A 21,451-nucleotide genomic window follows, 5' to 3' on the forward strand; every position below is an offset into this window, starting at 1 on the left:
ATGTCTGAACTGACCGCTGCCCGTTTAGACGATCCTTTAGTTCACAGCTCGGCGCTGGCCGATCTTGTCAGCGGACTGGTAGAAGGGGCTATTTATACCGGCATTTTAGTCGGTGCCGGCATGCTGTTTGCCGTTAATCCCGTGGCTGGCGTCGCTGTCGGCGCCGGATTAATGATCGGTGCAATGGCGTCCGGCTATCCTGAAAAACTCGGCAACCAGGCCAGCGACGCCGTAGATGGCCTGCTTGATACGTTGGGCATGCGTGGGCCGCCGGATGCGGTGATAACCAGCGGTTCCGATAACGTGAATATTATGGGCAAACCGGCGGCTCGCGCGGCAGGTACGGTAAATCGCGACTGGCTGGCCACATCCTCTGACGACAGCGAAGAAGCGCCAGGCCTGAAGGATATTGCGATGGCCGTGGCCGGAGGCATCGCCTCGACCGTACGTCATCCGGGAGCCGCTATCAGTTCCGCAATGGATAAGATCAGCCATCTTAGCGCGGCATCTGTGGGCAGCTGGTTTGGCAATCTCTGGGACGATTTGGTTCAGCCAACCGTAGCCAGCGCCAGCCCCTACGCCACGCCAGCCAATAAAGATACCGTGGCCTGTACCAAAGGGCACCTTGCCGAAAACGCCAATTTCCTGGCGGAAGGCTCGAAAAAAGTTTTTATCAACGGTCATCCAGCCGTGCGCAATGGCCATCGCAGCACCTGCGAAGCGACCATTCAGGTTAGTGAAAATCCTCGCGTGCGGATTGGCGGCGACAGCGTCGTAGTGCGCGATATCCGCAGCGGCAAAAATATGCTGGCTTATTTTGTCGGCGGTCTGCTGAGCGGCGGGATTGGTAAAGAAGGCGCTAAGCTGCTGGAACAGCTTTTCTCACGCATCGCCGCACGACGCGCACTGCGTCAAATCACCTGTACCATTGTTTCCGAAGCCGGAGGAACGGTTGCTGCAGGCGCTATTTCCTCTGCGGCGATGCAGAGTTTTCACCCGGTTAACTATGCTACCGGCGCCAAGATCCTGGCTGGTCAGGACGATCTTGATTTTGTGCTGGAAGATCGCATCCCGCTTTACTGGCAGCGTATCTACCACAGCCGCAATCTGAACACAGGCATGTTCGGTACGGGCTGGATGATGCCGTTCGAAACGCGCCTGATCCGCTTTCGTGATGAGGATGGTTCTTTTCAATTTGCCTGGCGGGACGTAACCGGCCAGGAGCTGGGATTGGGCGAGATCGCGCCAGGCGACGTGGTGCGTTTTGATGAAGATGGCTTTACGCTGTTCTGCTCGCTGCAGGGCGTGATCGTCATGCAAACCGCGCAGGGTGAATTTCATCTTTACGAGCCGGATCCGCTGCGCGAAGGTGAATGGCGTATCGGTCGCATTTACGATCGCCATGAAAATTGCCAGCATCTTACCTGGAATGAAGCCGGACAGCTGGTTGTCATCGCTGGCGATAACGAAGCGCTGGACGTTCGTCTTAGCTATGAACCGTTACACGGAAGAGTGACTGCAATCGATCAGGTTGTGGGCGATGAACTGCGTCCGCTGATGCGCTACAGCTACAATTCGCAGGGACAGCTGATTGCCGTACAGGATGCGGATGACGTTGAAACGCGCCGCTTCAGTTGGGATCGTGCTAGCGATTTGATGGCGTCGCACAGCTATGCCACCGGCATGAGCGTTGAGTATCAGTGGCAGCCAGCTACCGATTCACGCTACTGGCGCGTTTATGAATACCAGGTAGTGGACGAGCATAAAAATTGCCTTGAACACTGGTTGATCGATGCTGATGAAGAAGCGCGTAGCGCCACGGTGACCTGTTTCTCCGGCGGCACCACGCAGCATCGCTGGGATAACCTTTGCCGTATTACCGACTATATCGACAGCTATGGCGCGCACTGGTCGTATCGCTGGGCGGAACAGGGCGAGTTGCTGATGGCGACACGTGTGGGCGATCGGGTCTGGGAATATGACTACGATGAACGCGCTAATCTGGCGATGGTGCGCGATCCTGCAGGCCGCACGTCGACCACTATCTGGCATCCTTCCTATGCGTTTCCGCTGAAAGAAGTCCAGCCCGACGGCGCTGTATGGCAATACCAGTACAACGATGCCGGAGATGTGGTGGCCGTCACCGATCCGCTCGGCGGCACCAGTCGTTTTACATGGAATGAGCAGGGCGATTTAACCACGCGTACCGACGCGCTGGAAAACACGCATCGCTTCTGGTGGAACGAACGCGGTCAGCTACAGCGCGACGAAGACTGCTCCGGCCATCAGAGTCACCGCCGTTACGACGATGCCGGCATGCTAGTGAGTAGCACGGATGCGGAAGGCAATACCACGCGCTATCGCTGGAGCAAAGCGGGCCGTTTACAGTGTCTGACGCGTGCTGATGGGCGTGAGACGGAATATGAGTACGATCGTGCCGGAATGCTGGTCGGGGAGAACGTCGACAGTTTTTCAGAGCGGCACGTAACCCGTAACGTGCGCGGGCAGATCGTCAGCCAAACCGATCCGGCAGGGCATATTACCCGCTATCAATACGATCGCTTTGGGCGAATGACTGCGTTAATTAATCCAAACGGCGATCGCTGGCAGTTTGAGTATGACAATAGCCAGCGCCTGCTGGCGCAGGTTGACTATGCGGGCCGGCGCAAAAGCTATGGTTATGACGAGCTGGGCCAGGTTACGGAAGTGGTACAGCATCCGCTGCCTGTTGAAGGCGAAAACTTGCAGCCTTACCGCACGCGGTTTGAATATGACGAAGTTAGTCGCCTGACGGTGAAAACCACACAGCATCACCGTACCGAATATCACTATGGCCCGGACAGCGTAGAGGTCAGAAAGATAGCGCTGGCGGAGTGGCAGAAGGCCCGGTCTGAGGGCCGTGAAGCCGAAGCCGAGGTGCTGGCCTTAACCAGCGACGCGCTGGGTAATCTGCTTAGCGAAGAAAACAGCGGCGGCCTGTTCTGGCATCAGTACGATGCGTTGGGTAATCTGAGCAGTACTACGCTGCCGGACGGCCGCGAACTAAGTTGTCTGCGTTACGGCACCGGCCATCTGCTGCAGATGAACCTGAAGCAGCATGGAAAGCAGACTGAAATCGCAGGCTACCAGCGCGACAAACTGCACCGTGAAATCGATCGTACCCAGGGCGCGTTGCATCAGGAAACACGCTACGATCCGGCCGGACGGATCGTAATGCGCCGCAGCGGCTTTATCGATCGTTCAGGCGTGGTTTTTGAACGGCGTTACCGCTGGGATTCTCTGGATCAGGTCATGCAGCAAATGGTATTGGACAGCGCAACGCGGCAGAACGAGTGGGCGAACCAGCAGCAGCGTTTCGGCTATGATGCGGCAGGCCAGGTCACGCGTGAGGTGCGGGCTGATAAAGAAGAACATTTCAGCTGGGACGCAGCCGGAAACCAGACCGAAAAGCCGGGCGAAACCGTATGGCGCAACCTGCTGCTCAGGCTGAAGGGCGCGCGCTGGCGCTACGACGGCTTTGGCCGCATGACGTGGCGGAAAGCCTCTTCTCAAGCCGTAGAGCAACACTTCAGCTATGACGATGAACATCGCATCAGTGAAGTACGCTTTGACGGGCACAAAGAATTCAGCCGCGCGGAATACCGTTACGATGCTGTCGGGCGTCGCATCCAGAAAATCCTGCACCGACATGGCAAAGAGCCGGAGGTTATCTCGTTCCTGTGGAGCGGATTACGGATGGTGGGCGAGAGCAGCAGCCTTCAGCCTGCGCGTAACACGCAGTACATCTACAGCGAAAACAGCTGGGAACCGCTGGCGCGGGTGGACAGCATCGGTGAACAGTCGGATGTTTTCTGGTACCACACCGAACTGAACGGCCTGCCGGAACGTATGACCGACGAGCATGGCGAAGTGGTGTGGCGTGGCCGCTTTTCTACGTGGGGCGAGACGGAGCGCGAAAGCGCAACCGGTTTCCAGGCCGTGCAGCAGAATCTCCGGTTCCAGGGACAGTACCTGGACAGAGAGACGGGCCTTCATTACAATTTGTTCCGGTATTACGATCCGGTTGGCGGACGGTTTACGCAGGTTGACCCTATTGGGCTGGCGGGCGGGGTTAATACTTATGGTTATGTGGGCGATCCTCTGACCTGGGTTGATCCACTGGGGCTTGCAGGCTGTGCCAGAGCATTGAACCGGGCAATGAGAAAGGCTAATAAAACATTAGCAAGCGTTGAAGGCCATATGATGAGGGCATGGAACAAGGTTCGGGGATCTGCTGCACACCATATTGTTGCTTGGGATGACCCAAGAGCTTTAAGAGCTCGAGTAATACTCGAAAAACATGATATCCACATAGATTCAGCCGAGAATGGAATATTCTTAAAGCACATTGATCCTAATTCAATTCAACCTGGAGCTTATCATCGAGTAATTCATACGAATAAGTACTATGATAATGTAGTTTCACGTATACAGAGTGCAGATATGATAGATGGGAAACAAGGTGTTATCGATGAGTTGAATGCTATTAGAGATGATCTATTATTTAACAGGAATATATATTAGTGATATTATGAAAGTATATAAAATCAAGCATGACCATTCAAAATATAAGTTTTATCTGCAGGATGATAAAGATCCATTAGCAGTTAAGGCATTCTCCAATTATGGTGTTAAACTGTCTAATGATTGGGTTCCATTTAATGTGTTTTTATTTGAAGGTAAAACAAAAAAAGAAAAGGAATTGAGAGAGGATATAAATTCTTCATGTTTTGATGATGGTTTGCTATACGTATCTGAAGATGTAGCTTTTAATGTGTTTAATGAATTAAATGAAGTTGAAATTTTGCCAATTCATACTAATAATAAAATTGATTTTAAATATATAAATGTAATAAATGTATTGCCCTCACTAAAATATCATAGTAAAGATGAACTTAAAGAGATGTATCAGACAGGTAAATATATTTTTGATAAAGAAGTAATTGAACAGCAATATATATTTAGAGATAAAATTTTATCTTCAACATACTTTGTCACTGAAAAATTTATTTCAAAATTTGGAAAGAAATTTAAAGGGGTGGTTTTTATAGAGGTTGGGGAGGTTTAAATTAAGTTAAATTTTATATATGTGTGATTTTAAGAGTGTGTTTGATTGTTTATAAATCTAAAACGCATGATGCTTATAAGTAAAGTTGAGTGTGGGGATTAATAAAGTGTGATGGGGCTTTCTTTCTTTAGTCGATATTTTAATATGTTATGACCCTGTTAAGTTTATTATTTATTTTTAAGTTTGAATGGTTTATAACGAGAATTGAATAAAAGTGTAATTTTTATATAGTAAGCTGGAAATGAGAATAACACATCTTCCGGCTTTATTTTTAGCTGTCAACTTATATTGGTAAAGCCTGCCCTTTTGTCGGGGCTGCTCAATCTTCGGCTTCTTATGCAAGAGCGCACCTACAGTTGGTGCAGCCGTATTTTTTTACAACTGTCTGGGAGCCAGACCAGAAAGCCACTTATCACCTTCAGATTTACTCTGCTTCAATCTCAAATCCCGCTTGAGCTAGTTATCCAGGATCTAATCAATATCGTCTTTGAGCGGCATACAATTGTGAGCCGGTGGCGCGGGTGGATAACATTGGTGACACACCGAGCTGAACGGTCTGCTGGAACGCATGACCGACGAGCATGGCGAAGTGGTGTGGCGTGGAAGCTTCTCTACGTGGGGCGAGACGAAGCGCGAAAGCGCAACCGGTTTTCAGGCCGTGCAGCAGAATCTCCGGTTCCAGGGACAGTACCTGGGCAGAGGGACGGGCCTTCATTACAATTTGTTCCGGTATTACGATCCGGTTGGCGGACGGTTTACGCAGGTTGACCCTATTGGGCTGGCGGGTAGGGTTAATATTTATGGTTATGTGGGAGATCCGTTAACCTGGGTTGACCCACTGGGGCTGGGTCCTTGTAAACCTTACGTATATTTTAATAAAACGCATAAAGATTCATTACCCAAGCCTAAAGGGTTGGCCCAAATGGTGGAAAGTTACAATCACATCACGGTCTTCAGTAGGAATGGGCTGTAAATAAACTATCACAATATGGCTATAATCCTAAGCTAGCTCTAACAATAACCTTAGAAACAGCTAAAGGAATGCCGCACACTATTATTTCGAATGGGCAAAATATTAGAAGAGACTTTAGAGTAGCCCAAGGTAAAGGAAAGTGGTCATTTTCTTTGCAAGAAAAATTGATGTATATACGAGATAATCTAGAATTTTCTGATTTTGATAATAAAACGATTAGTCAAGTTCTTGAGCAGCAGTATAGAATTTTAGATAAATTAAATGTCCCTTACAATAGGATATAGAGAATATGAAAATTAATGTGTCAAAGTTGCATAGTGATTTTAGAATGGACGTAAAAAACCAAGGTTCTTCAATCGAGCAAATAAAAAGAATGCAAGATTTTTTTCAGATAAGAAAACCCCAGATGAATATGTAGATTTTATCTCGGAGTTTTCAGAGGTCGAAATTTTAGTGCAGGGTGATTCATATATAAGAATATGGGGCGCTGAAGGCTGTATTGAAATGAATCAATCCTATCATATTCAAAATCATATTCCTGAAGCTATAGCCATAGGCGATGATGAAGGCGGACAGGTAATATTTTATGCGGATGGAGATAACGGATACGGTCTTTACAAAGTCGGATTTGGAAATTTAGATATAGATGATGCTGTTTACATATCCTCTTCCCTTTATGACCTGTTAGTTAAAGGGAATGGAGTCGATAATTTATCTTAGATTACATGCTTAGGGAAGCTACACAACTCTAATTGTATTACATTTCCCTAAACATCCTCAGTTTGAATTAGTATGTGCTAAAGCAGGTGGGTAGTTAGCTGATTTAGAATGTCAATATAGTGAAGGTGCTGAAAAGTAAACAGATAATGATATTTATTTTGCAAAGCCGTTGCTCATCCTCAGACTATAAATAGACCATTTTTAGTGTAACAACACCAAGCTGAACGGCCTGCCGGAACGTATGACCGACGAGCATGGCGAAGTGGTGTGGCGTGGCCGCTTTTCTACGTGGGGCGAGACGGAGCGCGAAAGCGCAACCGGTTTCCAGGCCGTGCAGCAGAACCTGCGGTTCCAGGGACAGTACCTGGATCGTGAAAGCGGGCTGCACTACAATCTGTTCCGGTATTACGATCCGGTTGGCGGACGGTTTACCCAGGTTGACCCTATTGGGCTGGCGGGTGGGGTTAATACTTATGCGTATGCGCCTAATGCGTTGAATTGGGTGGATCCGCTGGGGCTGAGTCGGTGTAAGCCTGAAAAATGGGATGTAAATTCTCATCAGGCCAACAAGAATGCAGTGAAAGGGCTAAATCTTGGTTTAGACTCTCATCACGTAGGGCAGAAAAACCTTATGAAAGATTTGGTCGAAGGATATGATCCCATGACTGCTCCAGCAATGTTAGTTCCCCGTGTTGGCCATACCGTATCGAAAGAAGGGGTCGGAATTGTATCCAGAAGCAAAATAAATGCTAATACTGGGGTGCCTTTTACGAATGCCAGAGATGTTATTGCAAGAGACATCAAAGAATTAAGAAGAGTTTACCCTGAAATACCGAACAATAAACTACAGGATCTTATCGATTTAAACAAAGAAATGTACCCTGAACTAAGGTAATGAGGATTATATGAATCTTGATGAACAAGTAGTTAATGCAATTTTCAATGAGTTGTTTGAAGATATCTCTGCGCGTTATAAAGAATCTTTAAAAAAAACGGAAAATAATGATGTCGATGTTTATGCTAAAGCAAGAAATGCTCTGGCTAAGTTAAGTGATGCTGATAGAGATTGTGTTTTAAAATTTATTGATGTTGCTATTGCCGATAGTGCTTCAGTAATTTTAGGGACACTTGATGGTTCTCACTATCCAGATAATATTGACGGTGATTTTATTGTTACTTATAAAGATGATGAAATACAGGGTAGTCTGCAAGACCTATTTATAGAAAAAGTTGAAGATAAAGGGATATATAAATAAGATAAGCCGGAAGCGATCCCCGGGATCCTTCCGATTTTATTTTAACTGACAACTTTGGCCAGCAGCGCCTGCTGTCGGCAGAAGCCGAAACGGTCACCTTTATCTGGAGCGGATTACGGATGGTGGGCAAGAGCAGCAGCCTTCGGCCTGCGCGTAACACGCAGTACATCTACAGCGAAAACAGCCGGGAACCGCTGGCGCGGGTGGACAGCATTAGCGGGCAGTCGGATGTTTTCTGGTATCACACCGAGCTGAACGGCCTGCCAGAACGCATGCTCGACGAGCATGGCGAAGTGGTGTGGCGTGGACGCTTCTCTACATGGAGTGAGACGGAGCGCGAAAGCGCAACCGGTTTTCAGGCCGTGCAGCAGAACCTGCGGTTCCAGGGACAGTACCTGGATCGTGAAAGCGGACTGCACTACAATTTGTTCCGGTATTACGATCCGGTTGGCGGACGGTTTACGCAGGTTGACCCTATTGGGCTGGCGGGTGGGGTTAATATTTATGCGTATGCGCCTAATGCGTTGAACTGGATGGATTCGCTAGGGCTGAGTAAGTGTAGTCTGAAAAAAGTTGATGCACTAAACCATGATTATCTTTTAACTTTATCTTATCAAAATTATCCGCAAAAATTTGGCCATATAGATGATGCCATTTCAATTGGTCATCCACAAATAGTAACTATTTAACGAGATTTAGCTAAAAAAATCGTAAGTTAAGACTGAAAGGTATAATAATAAGAAAACAGTTTGATACAGATGAATAGCCTATAGCGATTTTAGTAAGGGATGTACTGGAGTAAGTGTAAGATATATTAATCCAAACGATAACCGTGGAGCCGGATTTGTGACAGGTAAAGCATTATCAGACTTGCCTGAAAGAACAAAAATAAAGGTAGAGGTTATAAAATGAGTTCAGGTACACAATCATATAATTTATTGATTTCACATAATCAAATCCAGGTGCGTTCCAGGGAGTTTGATGAGGCATCATGTAAGTGGGGTAATAAAAACCTGGGACAAGGCGCGGTAATTCATGATGACTATGTGGTTTTTGATCCTTTGCCTGATGATACTTTTGGCGCCTATATTGATATTTGTTTTAAAAGTATATTTGAAATTGATAAAAACGTTCAAAGATGTATTATGGTTCCATTTCTTATTAAATCGAAAGGTAGCCTTGTCGTTGCATCTGCTAGTGAAAAGTTTACTGTAGATTTGAGTTATTCCCCTGGTAAGTATGATCTTTATTATGAAGTTTGCGAGGGTGACGAAATTTATTATCGATTAACTTTTGTAAGTCCTTCAGTTAAATCTCATCCTAGATATATTATTGATGACCCCTGGGGCGGTGTTAAGGATAAAAGTTTAGAACTCGAATATTTGTAATTGATTTGAGTGTTATTTTATTTACGTTTCTTAAAATTAAATAATGACTTAGAACATCCATCCTCCATAATTAGGGTGAATGGATGTAGTTACTTAGGGCTAGCGTAAATTAATAAAGAGTTATGTAAATTTACAATTAGTTCCAGAAGTTATTTCACCATCAACCAATCTATTCGGATTTTTTAAATTTCCCTCCGCACCCATTTGAATACGACGTAGCGAACCGCCTGACGGTGAAAACGGTGGGGTTAATACTTATGGTTATGTGGGCGATCCTCTGACCTGGGTTGATCCACTGGGATGGATGAGCTGCTCGACAGATGCGGCAACCTTAAGAAAAAATATGACAGAGGCCGGTATGATTACTCCGGGTTATAAAAATGCTGCTCATCATATCGTTATGTCTAATTCTAGTGACCCAAGAATGGTTGAGTTGCGCTTAAAAATGGATGAATTTGATTTGCATTTTAATGATTTCTATAACGGAGTATTTTTACCAACCAGTTCTAAAGAAAAGCTTTTATCTAATGCAATAAGCCCGGCGCACAGTAAAATACATATTAATATTTACAAACAAAATGTTTATGATAGGTTAATTAAAGCCAATAATGCTGATGAATTTGTAGATGGTTTAGATAGCATAAGAAATTAAATTCTAAATGGTCATTTTAATTATTAAGGTTACGCTATGAAAGAACTCGAAAGTTTAGAGAAAGAATTCTGCACTATACAAAATAATCAGAAAGATAAGCATGATGAGCTTTTGAATGATTCTCAAGGTAAAATAAGCGAATGCAAATACTCAGATAGGATTTTAATAAATTTTTACCCATTTGAAAGTGAAATTTACGGTTTAAAAAAAGGCAAAGAATTAAAAGAAATAAATAAAACGAAGAAGTCATTAAGGAAAAATTATTTTGACTCTAATGGAAGATTAATTATGGTCGAAGGTATTTTAGCTGATGAACGAGTTACTAGCAGGGATTTTTATTATTACAGGGAAGGTTTTTTAGAAAGAGTTTCCTTCCAGAAAATTGGTTCCTTTAAAATTAAGTCTCTGGCGAGATATTATAATTCACAAGAGGGTTGTAAGTTAGTAAACAAGGCAGTTATGGGTGAATCGTATTGGGATTTTAACTTGTCAAACAACCAACTAATTTCTATTTTAGTAAATGAACGACAATCTGTAAATGATGATTTTCAAGAGAGGGAAGTGGTTTTTTGTTATAATGAAAAAAATGAGCTGGACGTTATAATTAACAAATATAAAAATGGAAGTTCTCAAGTGATATATGATGGCAATAAGTAGTTGTTGATTTATGCAACACTTATGAGGTTGGTTAATTATATAAGGTTAAGTTAATTGATGTCATACGTGGGTGGTTATTTCCGCTGGATATAAATAGTAATTATATTATCTAATAGTTATATCCAGACGTTAAGCAGACTGAGCCGCATCGGTTTATTAGGGTTTAAAATTAAATTTGCTGCTGGCTAAGCTATCGTTGCCGCTAATACTTAGTGTTTTTCTGGTAGTAAATCGTGTACCAGAGGATAAAAATCCACCTGCGTAGCAGGTGGTATTGATTGTGCCCCATAGGGGCGTACTTAGCTCTGACTCTGAGAGCCACGCTTCATACATCTCTTAAGCGAAGCTGGTTCTCTCCCTGTTCATGCTTTTTCTGACACTTCACATATTTACTGATCATCTCTTCGTTTATACCTACGGTATCCACGCAGTAGCCTCGTGCCCAGAATTGATCTCCCCATAATTTATTCTTTCTCAGGTACGGGAATTTACTGAACAGTCGAAGAGCCGTTTTACCTTTCAGATGACCAATCACATGCGAAATTGAAAGTCGCGGCGGGACTTTTACTAACAGGTGGACATGGTCCAGCTGTACATTCAGCTCCACCACTTCTATCCCGAGCTGTTCACTCGAAATCCTTATCTGTCTGTAAACCTCCCTGCCCACATTATTCCTCAGGATGCGGAATCGGTACTTGGGTGTCCATACGATATGATATTGACAACACCACAGCACATGAGATGCTTTCTGGAATCTACTCATGGTTAAATCCTTATTAGTTATAGGGATAACAAATTCGGATTTTCCCATGAGTAGCATTACTGGCAGAGCCAGTTCTTTGCTTACCATCCCCATAGGAGGTGGGGTGTATTTGCGTATAAAAATATCAAAACGATGGTTTCGACAAAGCCATCATTTTTAATGAGATTCTTTTTATTAGTGGGAAATTATTTATTAAATAATTTATAGTTTTCATGTTAATAAAGCTTCAACTAGCATTTTACATGCGAATATTAGTTTTTTTCTAAGGTGCCCAAAAAGGAGGAGGTGATTGGTGAAATAGGATGCTGAAGCAATAGTTTTATATCATTAAACTCAAGTTGGTTATAACTTAATAATAAGATATAAATTGATTATTTTTAGTAAAACTGGTTACGATGGTTGAACTTATCTCGCTGTTATTTTATCTGCCTATTTTAGATAAAACAGCCAGAGCTTACTGAAAGATCTACCTCATTTTCCGCCTTTATTATGTAAGCCGTGTTATAGACAAGCTGCAGTACGCGCATCTGCCGTAATAAAAATCAATCTTATCTAAGACACGTTGCATCAGAAAACCCGCTACGATTTAGCACGCCAGGTCACGCGTGAGATGCGGGCTTATAAAGAAGAGTCCCTAATGCGTTGAATTAGGTTGATCCGCTGGGGCTGAGTCCTTGTACAAGTAACCATGCAGAAGAAAGTAATATAGTCTATCGTGCTCTGACGCGAGAGGATGCAGCCAGAGTTGCTGCAGGTAAATCTATTCAGGGTAAAGCGATGAACGGTACCTGGACCGCAGCAGAACATGTAGCGAACCAGCCCCCTTCTAAAGATTCAGTAGCCGCTGGTGGACCGTGGAAAAATAGCCCATGGATTTCAACAACAAAAAATATTGAGATAGCCAAAGCATACGATAGTGGCTTCGGAATTGTTAAGATAGATTTAGATAAAATAAATTCTCTAAAGGTGCAGGTATGGGAGCATGTTCCAAGAACAAGCGGCATTGAGGGACTGCCTTATCATCGCTCTGTTTGGGCTCAGGAAGTTACTGTACTCCATGAAATTCCATCATCAGCTATAAAGGTATTATAAAATGTTAATAAATAGAGATAACGCTTTAGATTTTTTTAAAAATAACGTCAGCAATTTTCTTTATCCGATAAAAATGGGTGGGAATGTCGACATGAACGCCTATAAAGAACTGTTGTTGACTTTAGATGAAATTACACGGATTTTTAAATGCGACGACATGATTTCCAAGGAGTTGTTGAGTGAAATCTGTTTAACTGCAGAAGGCGTTTCCTCAGAGGCTTCGAATATTAAAGGTCATGACTTAAACTTGATGGCGGAAGAAATACTATTAAGATTTAATTTATTATTGTCAGGTAAAACAATCGATGATAGTAAACCAGTTGTTGGGCGTATTTTTTAATGAGTTGCTATATTAAATTTTATAAAGTTAATGATCCATTCGGTTGCTTTTCTAACTTTTCAAAACATTCATTTAATCTGGATGATGAAACGTGGTTAACCGCCGAGCATTATTTTCAATCCAGAAAGTTTCTTGACGAAAATATCAAGGAAAAAATTCGTGCGGTCGCATCTCCCATGGATGCTGCTTTGCTTGGTAGAAACAGAAATTACACCCTCGTACAAAACTGGGAGTCTATTAAAGATGATGTGATGAGAGTGGCTGTTTTTGAAAAATTCTCGCAGAATGATGATATAAAAGAAATCCTTTTATCGACAGGGGATGCAATAATAATTGAGCACACAAGAAATGATAGTTACTGGGGTGACGGGGGTGATGGCAGTGGAAAAAACATGCTGGGCTTGATTCTTATGGAAACCAGGGAAAAACTCAGGGGCGGTTAATTTTTGTCAATGCTAAAGTTTTTTATGTTTAATGCTTCTCGTTGATACTTAAGCTTTAATGCTTTGAAAATTTGGCAGCATAAATAAATGATTTTGTGCCATTAAAAAAACATTTCAGCTATGACGATGAACATCGCATCAGTGAAGTACGCTTTGATGGTCATAAAGAATTCAGTTGCGCGGAATACCGTTACGATGCTGTCGGGCGTCGCATCCAGAAAATCCTGCACCGACACAGTAAAGAAGCCGAAACGGTCACCTTTATCTGGAGCGGATTACGGATGGTGGGTGAGAGCAGCAGCCTTCAGCCTGCGCGTAACACGCAGTACATCTACAGCGAAAACAGCTGGAAACCGCTGGCGCGGGTGGACAGCATTAGCGGCAGTCGGATGTTTTCTGGTATCACACCGAGCTGAACGGCCTGCCAGAACGCATGCTCGACGAGCATGGCGAAGTGGTGTGGCGTGGACGCTTCTCTACATGGAGCGAGACGGAGCGCGAAAGCGCAACCGGTTTCCAGATCGTACAGCAGAACGCAGGGCCAGTATCTGGACAGAGAAATTGTATTGGATGCGAAGATAGCAGTTCGTAACGTAAAGACAGAGTATGACGTATCGTGCATAGCGGGCAGCCTTTAACGCGCTGCCCGCTATGCCGTTCAAAACCGCCAGTCTTACTTCGCCAGCTTGTCTTCGGTGCGCAGCTCAAAGTCAGAGGCGTCGTGACGCTCGTGCAGCTGTTCGGCGGGTTCGCCCCAGGTGCGGTTGACGATACGGCCGCGCTTTACGGCAGGACGCTGCGCGATCTCATCGGCCCAACGCTGCAGGTTTTTGTAGGAGCCAGCGTCCAGGAACTCGGCGGCGTTATACAGCTGCCCTTTAACCAGCGCGCCGTACCACGGCCAGATGGCGATATCGGCAATGGTGTAATCATCGCCAGCAATATAGCGGTTGTCCGCCAGCTGACGATCCAGCAGATCAAGCTGGCGCTTGGCTTCCATGGTAAAGCGGTCGATAGCGTACTCGATTTTTACCGGCGCATAGTTATAGAAGTGGCCGAAGCCGCCGCCCAGGTAAGGCGCGGAACCCTGCAGCCAGAACAGCCAGTTCAGCGTTTCTGTGCGGCCTGCCGGATCTTTCGGCAGGAAATGACCATACTTCTCCGCCAGGTAAAGCAGGATGGCGCCGGACTCAAACACGCGGGTCGGCGGCGTGGTGGAAGTGTCCAGCAGCGCAGGAATTTTAGAGTTCGGGTTCACTTCCACAAAGCCGGAAGAGAACTGATCGCTGTCGCCAATACGGATCAGGTGCGCATCATATTCGGCATCGTTGACGTTTAGCGCCAGCAGTTCTTCCAGTAAAATGGTGACTTTCTGGCCGTTAGGCGTGCCCATTGAATAGAGCTGCAAAGGGTGTTTGCCGACCGGCAGGATCGCTTCATGGCGCGCGCCGGCGGTCGGGCGGTTGATGCTGCCCCAGGTGCCGCCGGCGTTTTTGTTCTCTGACCAGACTTTAGCTGGCTGGTAATCGTTGCTCATAGAATTTTCCCTTTTCACGGTTGGATGGCGTAGCGGAACTGACTTTTCGCCGTTAATGGACTAAAAATAGCGTCGATTGCCGCCTGTCACCAAAAGCGGATGTTACATCTGATGTCAGATATAGCACTGCCACCGCACGAGCGTTTATCTGGAAAGAGCTATCCCGTCGCTAATTCAGAGAGTTCCGCAGGAGAAAAACAATGGATAAGCATGATAAAGCCGCGCTGCAACAGGCCGGATTGACCTTAACGGCTGACGGCCGCGTTTGCTGCTACTGGCAGCCCACGATGCCGGACTATCACGATAATGAATGGGGCAAACCGGTGTTTGACGATCGTCGTCTGTTTGAAAAAGTCTGTCTTGAAGGTTTTCATTCCGGCATGTCGTGGCAGCTTATCTATAACAAGCGCGAGAACTTTCGGCGCGCCTTCGCTGATTTCGATTTCTATAAGGTCGCGACGTTTGGGGAAGAAGAGATAGCCAGGCTGATGGCTGATAAAAGCATTGTGCGCAATCGGGCAAAAATCCTTTCCACTATCAATAACGCGCAGCGGGCTATCGAGCTGACTGAAGAGACAGGCTCGCTGGCGGAATGGTTTTGGCAGTTCGCGCCATCAGCGGAAGATCGCCCGGCCGTCATCGATCTGACGTACTGGCAGCAGACCAAAACCTCGCCAGAGGCGATAAAAATGTCGAAGGCGCTGAAAAAGCGCGGCTGGACATGGGTTGGGCCGGTCACCGCTTATTCGCTGATGCAGGCGCTGGGTCTGGTCAACGATCATCTTACCGGCTGTGAGTGTCGTGAGAAGCGGGAAGAAGAGAGAAACGCCTGAAGAAAACCGCCCCTTGCGGGACGGTTTTGAGCTTACTTGCCTGCTACATTGATGGTCACCGCAATTGAGTTATGGGAGATATTCCATTTCCCGCTTACGGTGGAGAACAATGCACCAGTAACAACGACAACAATACCGCTTCATTGTGCGGTCCTTGCACAGACCGCTTCACGGCGACACCACCGGAGATATTGCCGTGAATGCAAGCACCGGGATGCGCTTGCGTTTACGGCCGTTGGAAATCCCTTTCTGAATCCGGTGCCCGCTGCTATACGGCGAAAAGGTCCGCCGAAATTGTACACTATATAAACTGAATGGCTACTTGACACGTCATGATGAGCCGCTCAAAATATGAGCCTCGGGATGCGCTTGCGTTAGATTTATAACGAAGCCTGCTGGAAAGGCCGCTAACCTGACCAGCACAAAAGAACCGCCATTACGGCGGTTTTTTTGTCTCTGACGTTTGCTCTGTAGCAACGTCGCTTTCCCCCTGGCTGGCGGAGAAATGGAATCCGCGCCGCATACCGTCTGCAAAAAATGGTCGTGATGTGTCATGCTTTGCGGCCTTTCTGCCATTTCCGTCAGGCAAGCGCCGTTGTGGATTGTGTATAGCGTCCGAATCGGCGAAAATGCCGGCCATTGATGATTAATCGCCAGTGTCTTCCTGAGCAAATCGCGCAGCGGCGGCACAGCACCAAACAGAGTTTTTTCATGTCAAATGCACCTTTTATGCAAGAGGTGGCTCGTCGCCGCACTTTTGCCATTATCTCGCACCCGGATGCCGGTAAAACAACCATCACCGAAAAGGTACTGCTGTTCGGACAGGCGATTCAGACCGCCGGTACGGTTAAAGGTCGTGGTTCCAGCCAGCACGCGAAATCCGACTGGATGGAGATGGAAAAGCAGCGTGGGATCTCCATTACCACTTCCGTGATGCAGTTTCCCTATCGTGACAGCCTGGTTAACCTGCTGGATACGCCGGGACACGAAGACTTCTCGGAAGATACCTACCGCACGCTGACGGCGGTCGACTGCTGCCTGATGGTGATCGACGCCGCAAAAGGCGTTGAGGATCGTACCCGCAAGCTGATGGAAGTAACGCGTCTGCGCGATACGCCGATCCTGACCTTTATGAACAAGCTGGATCGCGATATCCGCGATCCGATGGAAGTGCTGGACGAAGTCGAAAGCGAGCTGAAAATCGCCTGCGCGCCGATCACCTGGCCAATCGGCTGCGGCAAGCTGTTTAAAGGCGTCTATCACCTTTATAAAAACGAAACCTATCTTTATCAGTCCGGTAAAGGCCACACCATCCAGGAAGTACGCGTGGTGAAAGGGCTGGATAATCCGGATCTGGATGCGGCCATCGGCGAAGAGCTGGCAGGTCAGCTGCGCGAAGAGCTGGAGCTGGTGCAGGGCGCGTCTCACGAGTTCGATAAAGAAGCTTTCCTGTCCGGTCAGCTTTCCCCGGTCTTCTTCGGTACGGCGCTGGGCAACTTCGGCGTGGATCATATGCTGGATGGGTTAGTGGAATGGGCGCCGTCGCCGATGCCGCGTGAAACCGATACCCGCACCGTTACCGCCGCGGACGAGAAATTTACCGGCTTCGTGTTTAAAATTCAGGCGAACATGGATCCGAAACACCGCGACCGCGTGGCGTTTCTGCGTGTGGTTTCCGGTAAGTACGAGAAAGGCATGAAGCTGCGTCAGGTTCGCCTGGGCAAAGACGTGGTGATTGCCGACGCGCTAACCTTTATGGCCGGCGACCGCTCCCATGTGGAAGAAGCTTATCCGGGCGATATCATCGGCCTGCATAACCACGGCACCATTCAGATTGGCGATACTTTTACCCAGGGCGAAAACATGAAGTTCACCGGCATTCCGAACTTCGCGCCGGAGCTGTTCCGTCGTATTCGCCTGCGCGATCCGCTCAAGCAGAAGCAGCTGCTGAAAGGGCTGGTGCAGCTGTCGGAAGAGGGCGCGGTACAGGTGTTTCGTCCCGTTCACAACAACGATCTGATTGTGGGCGCGGTCGGCGTGCTGCAGTTTGACGTGGTGGTCGCTCGCCTGAAAAGCGAATACAACGTCGAAGCTATCTATGAATCGGTCAACGTTGCTACCGCGCGCTGGGTAGAATGCAGCGACGTGAAGAAGTTCGATGAATTTCAGCGTAAGAACGAGGTAAACCTGGCGCTGGATGGCGGTGATAACCTGACCTATATCGCGCCGACTATGGTGAACCTGAACATTACTCAGGAACGTTATCCTGATGTCGTGTTCCGCAAAACGCGCGAGCACTGATTGTAATAAGCCGCAGCGCTGCCGTACGCGCGCTGCTCTCGCTAAGGCGGCGCTTCGGGCGCCGCTTTTTTTTGTCGTTTCGGCGCCCGCTATCGCCGTAATCCTTTCCTACAGACTCATCTTAAAAAATTCCGCTTTTGCCCATTTATCCGCCATATCAACCACAAAGGGCAGCAAAATTCAGATCAGCGTCTATATTTATTTCAACAGGACGCAAAATATGTGGCGCGGTTGCTACAAAGCCTGATTACTGCAGTCACGCCGTTTGTGACTGAAAACTCACAGTTGTGGGTGCATCAACCTAAGAAGGAAGAGATCGATGAACAAGACTAAGATTGCTAAAACTCTGATGGCTGCTCTGGTAGGTTCTGCACTGGTTAGTGGCGCTGCGATGGCAGAAGACACCACGACGCCGAAAGTACAGTCTACTACTGACAGCGCGAGTTCTAAGATCGATAGCTCTATGAAAAAAGTCGGTGGATACATGGATGACAGCGGCGTGACCGCCAAGGTTAAAGCAGCCCTGGTTGATAACGACGCTATTAAAAGTACGGATATCTCAGTAAAAACTCACGAAGGCGTGGTAACGCTGAGTGGTTTTGTCGCTTCACAGGATCAGGCTGAACTGGCCGTGGCCGAAGCGAAAAAAATTGAGGGCGTAAAATCCGTCAGCGATAAACTGCACGTAAAAGACAGCACCAAAAGTAGCGTCAGCGGCTATGCCGGTGATGCGGCAACAACCAGCGAAATCAAAGCTAAACTGTTAGCGGACGACATTGTGCCGTCTCGTAACGTGAAGGTTGAAACCACCAATGGCGTGGTTCAGCTCTCCGGTACGGTAAAAACCAAAGCACAGTCCGAGCGTGCTGAGGGCATCGCCAAAGCGATTGAAGGCGTGAAGAGCGTCAAAAACGATCTGGCGGTGAAATCGTAATACCGGCGCGGGCCAGCTGGCCCGTGACAGCGCTAGCGCAGTAACAGCGTAGTCATGCTGAATTCAGGCAGAAATCAATAACAGATGATGTTCGATTTTAATATAGGGTAAGGAGAAGCTTATGTTTCGTTGGGGTATTATCTTTCTGGTTATCGCACTGATCGCCGCTGCCTTAGGCTTCGGTGGTCTGGCTGGTACAGCTGCATGGGCGGCGAAAATCGTCTTCGTAGTGGGTATCATTATCTTCCTGATCAGCCTGTTTACCGGTCGGAAGAAACTTTAGTTTGATGCTCTCCCGGCAGCGTACGTGCTGCCGTTGGAAGGCCGCAGCGGGCTGAAAAGCCCGCCTGCAATCACCCTCTTATTTCCTCTTTATTACCTGCATCTCTTTTCGCCACATTTCGTCACTCTTTTTCCCCTCTGTATTAGCATTCATAGCAATTAGCGCCAAATGCTGGCGACAGCGTAGACGTATGCTCACTGCACGATAAATGCGGGAGAAGAGAACGGTGGGCCAACGCATTCCGATTACGCTCGGCAATATCGCGCCGCTGGCGCTGAAGCCTTTCCATCCCGGCAGGCTTGCTCTGGTTTGTGAAGGCGGCGGTCAGCGCGGCATCTTTACCGCTGGCGTGCTGGATGAGTTCCAGCGAGCCGGATATAACCCTTTCAATTTACTGATTGGCACTTCCGCCGGTGCGCAAAACCTTTCCGCTTTTATCTGCGGACAGCAAGGCTACGCGCGACGCGTCATTACGCGTTACACCACCAGCAAACTCTTTTTTGATCCGCTGCGTTTCGTGCGCGGCGGCCACCTTATCGATTTGGACTGGCTGACGGGTATTACCGCGCAAGAGTTTCCACTGGCGATGGCGGCGGGCGAGCAGGCGTTTGCGGAAGGACGAGAGTTTTATATGTGCGCCTGCCGCAGCGATGACTACTCGCCCGGCTACTTCGCGCCTACGGCGGCTAACTGGCTGAACATTATCAAAGCTTCCAGCGCCATTCCGGGCATGTATCGACCCGGCGTCGATCTGGATGGCGTCAGCTATCTTGATGGCGGTATCAGCGATGCTATTCCTGTTCGTGAAGCGGCGCGTCGCGGCGCCGACACCATTGTGGTGATCCGTACCGTGCCGTCGCAGATGACCTATACGCCGCAGTGGTTAAAGCGTATCGAACGCTGGTTGGATAAGGGCGCGCTGCAGCCGCTGGTAAATATCATGCACCTGCATGAAGAAAGCTATCGCCAGACGCAGGAGTTTATTAACGAGCCGCCGGGCGATCTCACTGTTATTGAGATCTTTCCACCGCACGCGCTGGCAAGTATGGCGCTGGGTAGCCGCATCGCCTCGCTGAATCAGGATTATCATCTGGGTCGCCGCTGCGGCCGCTATTTCCTGGCTACAATAGGGCAGTGGCTGCATGGCGAAGCACTGGCAGCGCCAGCCGCCAACGAACCGTCTGTCGTTCCGGCGGCAGGCAATGATGATTTTCCGGAAGGATCGCTGGCATGACCCGTTTTGTCGACACGCACTGTCACTTTGATTTCGAGCCTTTCTGCGGTAACGAAGCGGAAAGCCTGCAACGGGCGGCGGAAGCTGGCGTGGAGAAGATCATTGTTGTCGGCGTTTCAGCGGATCGTTTTGCTGGCGTAATGGCGCTGGCGGAAAAGCACGCGCCTTTATACGCGGCGCTGGGCACGCATCCGATGGCGATTGGTCAACATCAGGAAGCACATCTGCAGCAGCTGGAAGCGCATCTGCGCCAGCGCTCGCCAAAACTGGTAGCGATCGGCGAGATCGGTCTGGATCTTTTTATTGAGGATCCGCAGTTCGATAAGCAACAGGCGGTGCTGGATGCGCAGCTGCGGCTGGCTCGCGATTACGATCTGCCGGTTATTCTGCATTCGCGCCGTACCCACGATAAGCTGGCGATGCATTTACGCAAACTCGATTTGCCCGCTCGCGGCGTAGTGCACGGCTTTGCCGGTAGCGAGCAGCAGGCGCTGGCTTTTATCCGCGAAGGGTTCGCGATTGGCGTCGGCGGCACCATTACCTACGAGCGGGCCAGTAAAACGCGTAACGCTATCGCTCGTCTGCCGCTGACTTCGCTGCTGCTGGAAACCGACTCGCCGGATATGCCGGTGCAGGGATTTCAGGGCCAGCCGAACCGTCCTGAAAGAATCGCAAACGTCTGGCGAAGCCTGTGTGAAATCCGCGAGGAGTCGCCGCAGGAGATCGCCGAAACCATTCGGGAAAATACCCGCAGGCTGTTTGGTATTTAACCCCGTCCATGTTTTGCCAAAGGCTTAGCCAGGCAAAATCCTGAAAAATCTTTCCGCCGCTTCTTCTGTTACCGCTCCTGTCCATACTATCAGTATGAACAGGTTACGCCGTCAGCAAATGTGATTATCATAACATGACGCCAGCTTCGCCTGTGGCGGGTTTCAGCG

22 protein-coding genes and 2 pseudogenes are annotated in these 21,451 nt (G+C 47.9%); 22 read left to right on the forward strand and 2 right to left on the reverse strand.

Going from position 1 to position 21,451, the window contains the following annotated elements:
* From MKZ79_RS13000 to MKZ79_RS13050, 11 genes and pseudogenes are all read left to right on the forward strand, one after another.
* Positions 1 to 4,563 carry an RHS repeat-associated core domain-containing protein gene (locus MKZ79_RS13000; RefSeq protein ID WP_336142737.1) on the forward strand — a complete coding sequence of 1,521 codons (4,563 nt, stop codon included), beginning with the start codon at positions 1 to 3 and terminating at the stop codon, positions 4,561 to 4,563.
* A 7-nt stretch (positions 4,564 to 4,570) separates the two neighbouring features.
* A complete protein-coding gene (locus tag MKZ79_RS13005; RefSeq protein WP_336142738.1) occupies positions 4,571 to 5,107 on the forward strand; it encodes a hypothetical protein in 537 nt (178 codons plus the stop codon).
* Between the two features lie 538 nt (positions 5,108 to 5,645).
* Positions 5,646 to 5,964 (forward strand): annotated as a pseudogene (locus MKZ79_RS13010) (RHS repeat-associated core domain-containing protein); the annotation flags it as partial.
* 160 nt (positions 5,965 to 6,124) lie between these two features.
* Positions 6,125 to 6,364 carry a hypothetical protein gene (locus MKZ79_RS13015; protein WP_336142871.1) on the forward strand — a complete coding sequence of 80 codons (240 nt, stop codon included), beginning with the start codon at positions 6,125 to 6,127 and terminating at the stop codon, positions 6,362 to 6,364.
* A 220-nt stretch (positions 6,365 to 6,584) separates the two neighbouring features.
* The gene (locus tag MKZ79_RS13020) at positions 6,585 to 6,800 is read left to right on the forward strand and encodes a hypothetical protein (protein ID WP_336142740.1); all 216 of its coding nucleotides are present in this window, start codon (positions 6,585 to 6,587) and stop codon (positions 6,798 to 6,800) included.
* A gap of 211 nt (positions 6,801 to 7,011) precedes the next feature.
* Positions 7,012 to 7,695 (forward strand): annotated as a pseudogene (locus tag MKZ79_RS13025) (RHS repeat domain-containing protein); the annotation flags it as partial.
* 10 nt (positions 7,696 to 7,705) lie between these two features.
* On the forward strand, positions 7,706 to 8,056 hold the full coding sequence (locus MKZ79_RS13030; RefSeq protein ID WP_336142741.1) for a hypothetical protein: 351 nt from the start codon (positions 7,706 to 7,708) through the stop codon (positions 8,054 to 8,056).
* A gap of 119 nt (positions 8,057 to 8,175) precedes the next feature.
* The gene (locus MKZ79_RS13035) at positions 8,176 to 8,745 is read left to right on the forward strand and encodes an RHS repeat domain-containing protein (protein WP_442897150.1); all 570 of its coding nucleotides are present in this window, start codon (positions 8,176 to 8,178) and stop codon (positions 8,743 to 8,745) included.
* Positions 8,746 to 8,964: 219 nt separating this feature from the next.
* On the forward strand, positions 8,965 to 9,444 hold the full coding sequence (gene comJ, locus MKZ79_RS13040) for a competence protein ComJ (RefSeq protein ID WP_336142742.1): 480 nt from the start codon (positions 8,965 to 8,967) through the stop codon (positions 9,442 to 9,444).
* Positions 9,445 to 9,709: 265 nt separating this feature from the next.
* Positions 9,710 to 10,096, forward strand: coding sequence for an AHH domain-containing protein (locus tag MKZ79_RS13045; RefSeq protein ID WP_336142743.1), 387 nt, complete (start codon positions 9,710 to 9,712; stop codon positions 10,094 to 10,096).
* 36 nt (positions 10,097 to 10,132) lie between these two features.
* Positions 10,133 to 10,753: a hypothetical protein gene (locus MKZ79_RS13050; protein WP_336142744.1), complete on the forward strand. Its 621-nt coding sequence runs from the start codon at positions 10,133 to 10,135 to the stop codon at positions 10,751 to 10,753.
* 325 nt (positions 10,754 to 11,078) lie between these two features.
* On the opposite strand, the gene tnpA is transcribed toward MKZ79_RS13050, so the two are convergent.
* Positions 11,079 to 11,516 (reverse strand): IS200/IS605 family transposase, encoded by a 438-nt coding sequence (gene tnpA / locus MKZ79_RS13055; protein ID WP_336142745.1) that lies wholly within the window; start codon positions 11,514 to 11,516, stop codon positions 11,079 to 11,081.
* A 777-nt stretch (positions 11,517 to 12,293) separates the two neighbouring features.
* Between tnpA and MKZ79_RS13060 the strand changes: the two genes are divergently transcribed.
* From MKZ79_RS13060 to MKZ79_RS13080, 5 genes are all read left to right on the forward strand, one after another.
* On the forward strand, positions 12,294 to 12,608 hold the full coding sequence (locus MKZ79_RS13060) for a DUF7587 domain-containing protein (RefSeq protein ID WP_336142746.1): 315 nt from the start codon (positions 12,294 to 12,296) through the stop codon (positions 12,606 to 12,608).
* A 1-nt stretch (position 12,609) separates the two neighbouring features.
* A complete protein-coding gene (locus MKZ79_RS13065; RefSeq protein WP_336142747.1) occupies positions 12,610 to 12,948 on the forward strand; it encodes a hypothetical protein in 339 nt (112 codons plus the stop codon).
* A complete protein-coding gene (locus tag MKZ79_RS13070; RefSeq protein ID WP_336142748.1) occupies positions 12,948 to 13,391 on the forward strand; it encodes an NADAR family protein in 444 nt (147 codons plus the stop codon). Before MKZ79_RS13065 ends, MKZ79_RS13070 begins: the two co-directional genes overlap by 1 nt.
* 95 nt (positions 13,392 to 13,486) lie before the next feature.
* Positions 13,487 to 13,807: a hypothetical protein gene (locus tag MKZ79_RS13075; protein ID WP_336142749.1), complete on the forward strand. Its 321-nt coding sequence runs from the start codon at positions 13,487 to 13,489 to the stop codon at positions 13,805 to 13,807.
* 17 nt (positions 13,808 to 13,824) lie between these two features.
* A complete protein-coding gene (locus tag MKZ79_RS13080; RefSeq protein ID WP_336142750.1) occupies positions 13,825 to 13,983 on the forward strand; it encodes a hypothetical protein in 159 nt (52 codons plus the stop codon).
* Between the two features lie 81 nt (positions 13,984 to 14,064).
* Here MKZ79_RS13080 and yghU read toward each other — a convergent pair whose 3' ends face one another.
* Entirely contained in the window at positions 14,065 to 14,928 is an 864-nt protein-coding gene (yghU, locus tag MKZ79_RS13085) for a glutathione-dependent disulfide-bond oxidoreductase (RefSeq protein WP_336142751.1), read from the reverse strand.
* A gap of 200 nt (positions 14,929 to 15,128) precedes the next feature.
* On the opposite strand from yghU, the gene MKZ79_RS13090 reads away from it, so the two are divergent.
* The 6 genes from MKZ79_RS13090 to MKZ79_RS13115 all read left to right on the forward strand — a co-directional run bounded on the left by MKZ79_RS13090 (position 15,129) and on the right by MKZ79_RS13115 (position 21,283).
* The gene (locus MKZ79_RS13090; RefSeq protein ID WP_336142752.1) at positions 15,129 to 15,761 is read left to right on the forward strand and encodes a DNA-3-methyladenine glycosylase I; all 633 of its coding nucleotides are present in this window, start codon (positions 15,129 to 15,131) and stop codon (positions 15,759 to 15,761) included.
* 711 nt (positions 15,762 to 16,472) lie between these two features.
* Positions 16,473 to 18,062: a peptide chain release factor 3 gene (prfC, locus tag MKZ79_RS13095; protein WP_336142753.1), complete on the forward strand. Its 1,590-nt coding sequence runs from the start codon at positions 16,473 to 16,475 to the stop codon at positions 18,060 to 18,062.
* A gap of 319 nt (positions 18,063 to 18,381) precedes the next feature.
* The gene (gene osmY, locus MKZ79_RS13100) at positions 18,382 to 18,996 is read left to right on the forward strand and encodes a molecular chaperone OsmY (RefSeq protein WP_336142754.1); all 615 of its coding nucleotides are present in this window, start codon (positions 18,382 to 18,384) and stop codon (positions 18,994 to 18,996) included.
* A 121-nt stretch (positions 18,997 to 19,117) separates the two neighbouring features.
* The gene (locus MKZ79_RS13105) at positions 19,118 to 19,279 is read left to right on the forward strand and encodes a DUF1328 domain-containing protein (protein WP_071995405.1); all 162 of its coding nucleotides are present in this window, start codon (positions 19,118 to 19,120) and stop codon (positions 19,277 to 19,279) included.
* Between the two features lie 226 nt (positions 19,280 to 19,505).
* Complete coding sequence (locus MKZ79_RS13110) at positions 19,506 to 20,513, forward strand: patatin-like phospholipase family protein (RefSeq protein ID WP_336142755.1); 1,008 nt, start codon at positions 19,506 to 19,508, stop codon at positions 20,511 to 20,513.
* Positions 20,510 to 21,283, forward strand: a complete 774-nt coding sequence (locus MKZ79_RS13115; RefSeq protein ID WP_336142756.1) for a TatD family hydrolase — start codon at positions 20,510 to 20,512, stop codon at positions 21,281 to 21,283. Before MKZ79_RS13110 ends, MKZ79_RS13115 begins: the two co-directional genes overlap by 4 nt.
* Positions 21,284 to 21,451 lie beyond the last annotated feature (168 nt).

It is taken from the genome of Erwinia sp. CGal63, from assembly GCF_037026505.1.
Classification (GTDB): Bacteria; Pseudomonadota; Gammaproteobacteria; order Enterobacterales; family Enterobacteriaceae; genus Erwinia.

Excerpts from the sequence above, each read along its gene's own strand:
- MKZ79_RS13000 (WP_336142737.1), top strand. The coding sequence starts at position 1 with ATGTCTGAACTGACCGCTGCCCGTTTAGACGATCCTTTAGTTCACAGC.
- MKZ79_RS13005 (WP_336142738.1), top strand. The coding sequence starts at position 4,571 with ATGAAAGTATATAAAATCAAGCATGACCATTCAAAATATAAGTTTTAT.
- MKZ79_RS13020 (WP_336142740.1), top strand. The coding sequence starts at position 6,585 with ATGAATCAATCCTATCATATTCAAAATCATATTCCTGAAGCTATAGCC.
- MKZ79_RS13030 (WP_336142741.1), top strand. The coding sequence starts at position 7,706 with ATGAATCTTGATGAACAAGTAGTTAATGCAATTTTCAATGAGTTGTTT.
- MKZ79_RS13035 (WP_442897150.1), top strand. The coding sequence starts at position 8,176 with ATGGTGGGCAAGAGCAGCAGCCTTCGGCCTGCGCGTAACACGCAGTAC.
- comJ (WP_336142742.1), top strand. The coding sequence starts at position 8,965 with ATGAGTTCAGGTACACAATCATATAATTTATTGATTTCACATAATCAA.
- MKZ79_RS13050 (WP_336142744.1), top strand. The coding sequence starts at position 10,133 with ATGAAAGAACTCGAAAGTTTAGAGAAAGAATTCTGCACTATACAAAAT.
- tnpA (WP_336142745.1), bottom strand. The coding sequence starts at position 11,516 with ATGAGTAGATTCCAGAAAGCATCTCATGTGCTGTGGTGTTGTCAATAT.
- MKZ79_RS13060 (WP_336142746.1), top strand. The coding sequence starts at position 12,294 with ATGAACGGTACCTGGACCGCAGCAGAACATGTAGCGAACCAGCCCCCT.
- MKZ79_RS13065 (WP_336142747.1), top strand. The coding sequence starts at position 12,610 with ATGTTAATAAATAGAGATAACGCTTTAGATTTTTTTAAAAATAACGTC.
- MKZ79_RS13070 (WP_336142748.1), top strand. The coding sequence starts at position 12,948 with ATGAGTTGCTATATTAAATTTTATAAAGTTAATGATCCATTCGGTTGC.
- MKZ79_RS13080 (WP_336142750.1), top strand. The coding sequence starts at position 13,825 with ATGCTCGACGAGCATGGCGAAGTGGTGTGGCGTGGACGCTTCTCTACA.
- yghU (WP_336142751.1), bottom strand. The coding sequence starts at position 14,928 with ATGAGCAACGATTACCAGCCAGCTAAAGTCTGGTCAGAGAACAAAAAC.
- MKZ79_RS13090 (WP_336142752.1), top strand. The coding sequence starts at position 15,129 with ATGGATAAGCATGATAAAGCCGCGCTGCAACAGGCCGGATTGACCTTA.
- prfC (WP_336142753.1), top strand. The coding sequence starts at position 16,473 with ATGTCAAATGCACCTTTTATGCAAGAGGTGGCTCGTCGCCGCACTTTT.
- osmY (WP_336142754.1), top strand. The coding sequence starts at position 18,382 with ATGAACAAGACTAAGATTGCTAAAACTCTGATGGCTGCTCTGGTAGGT.
- MKZ79_RS13105 (WP_071995405.1), top strand. The coding sequence starts at position 19,118 with ATGTTTCGTTGGGGTATTATCTTTCTGGTTATCGCACTGATCGCCGCT.
- MKZ79_RS13115 (WP_336142756.1), top strand. The coding sequence starts at position 20,510 with ATGACCCGTTTTGTCGACACGCACTGTCACTTTGATTTCGAGCCTTTC.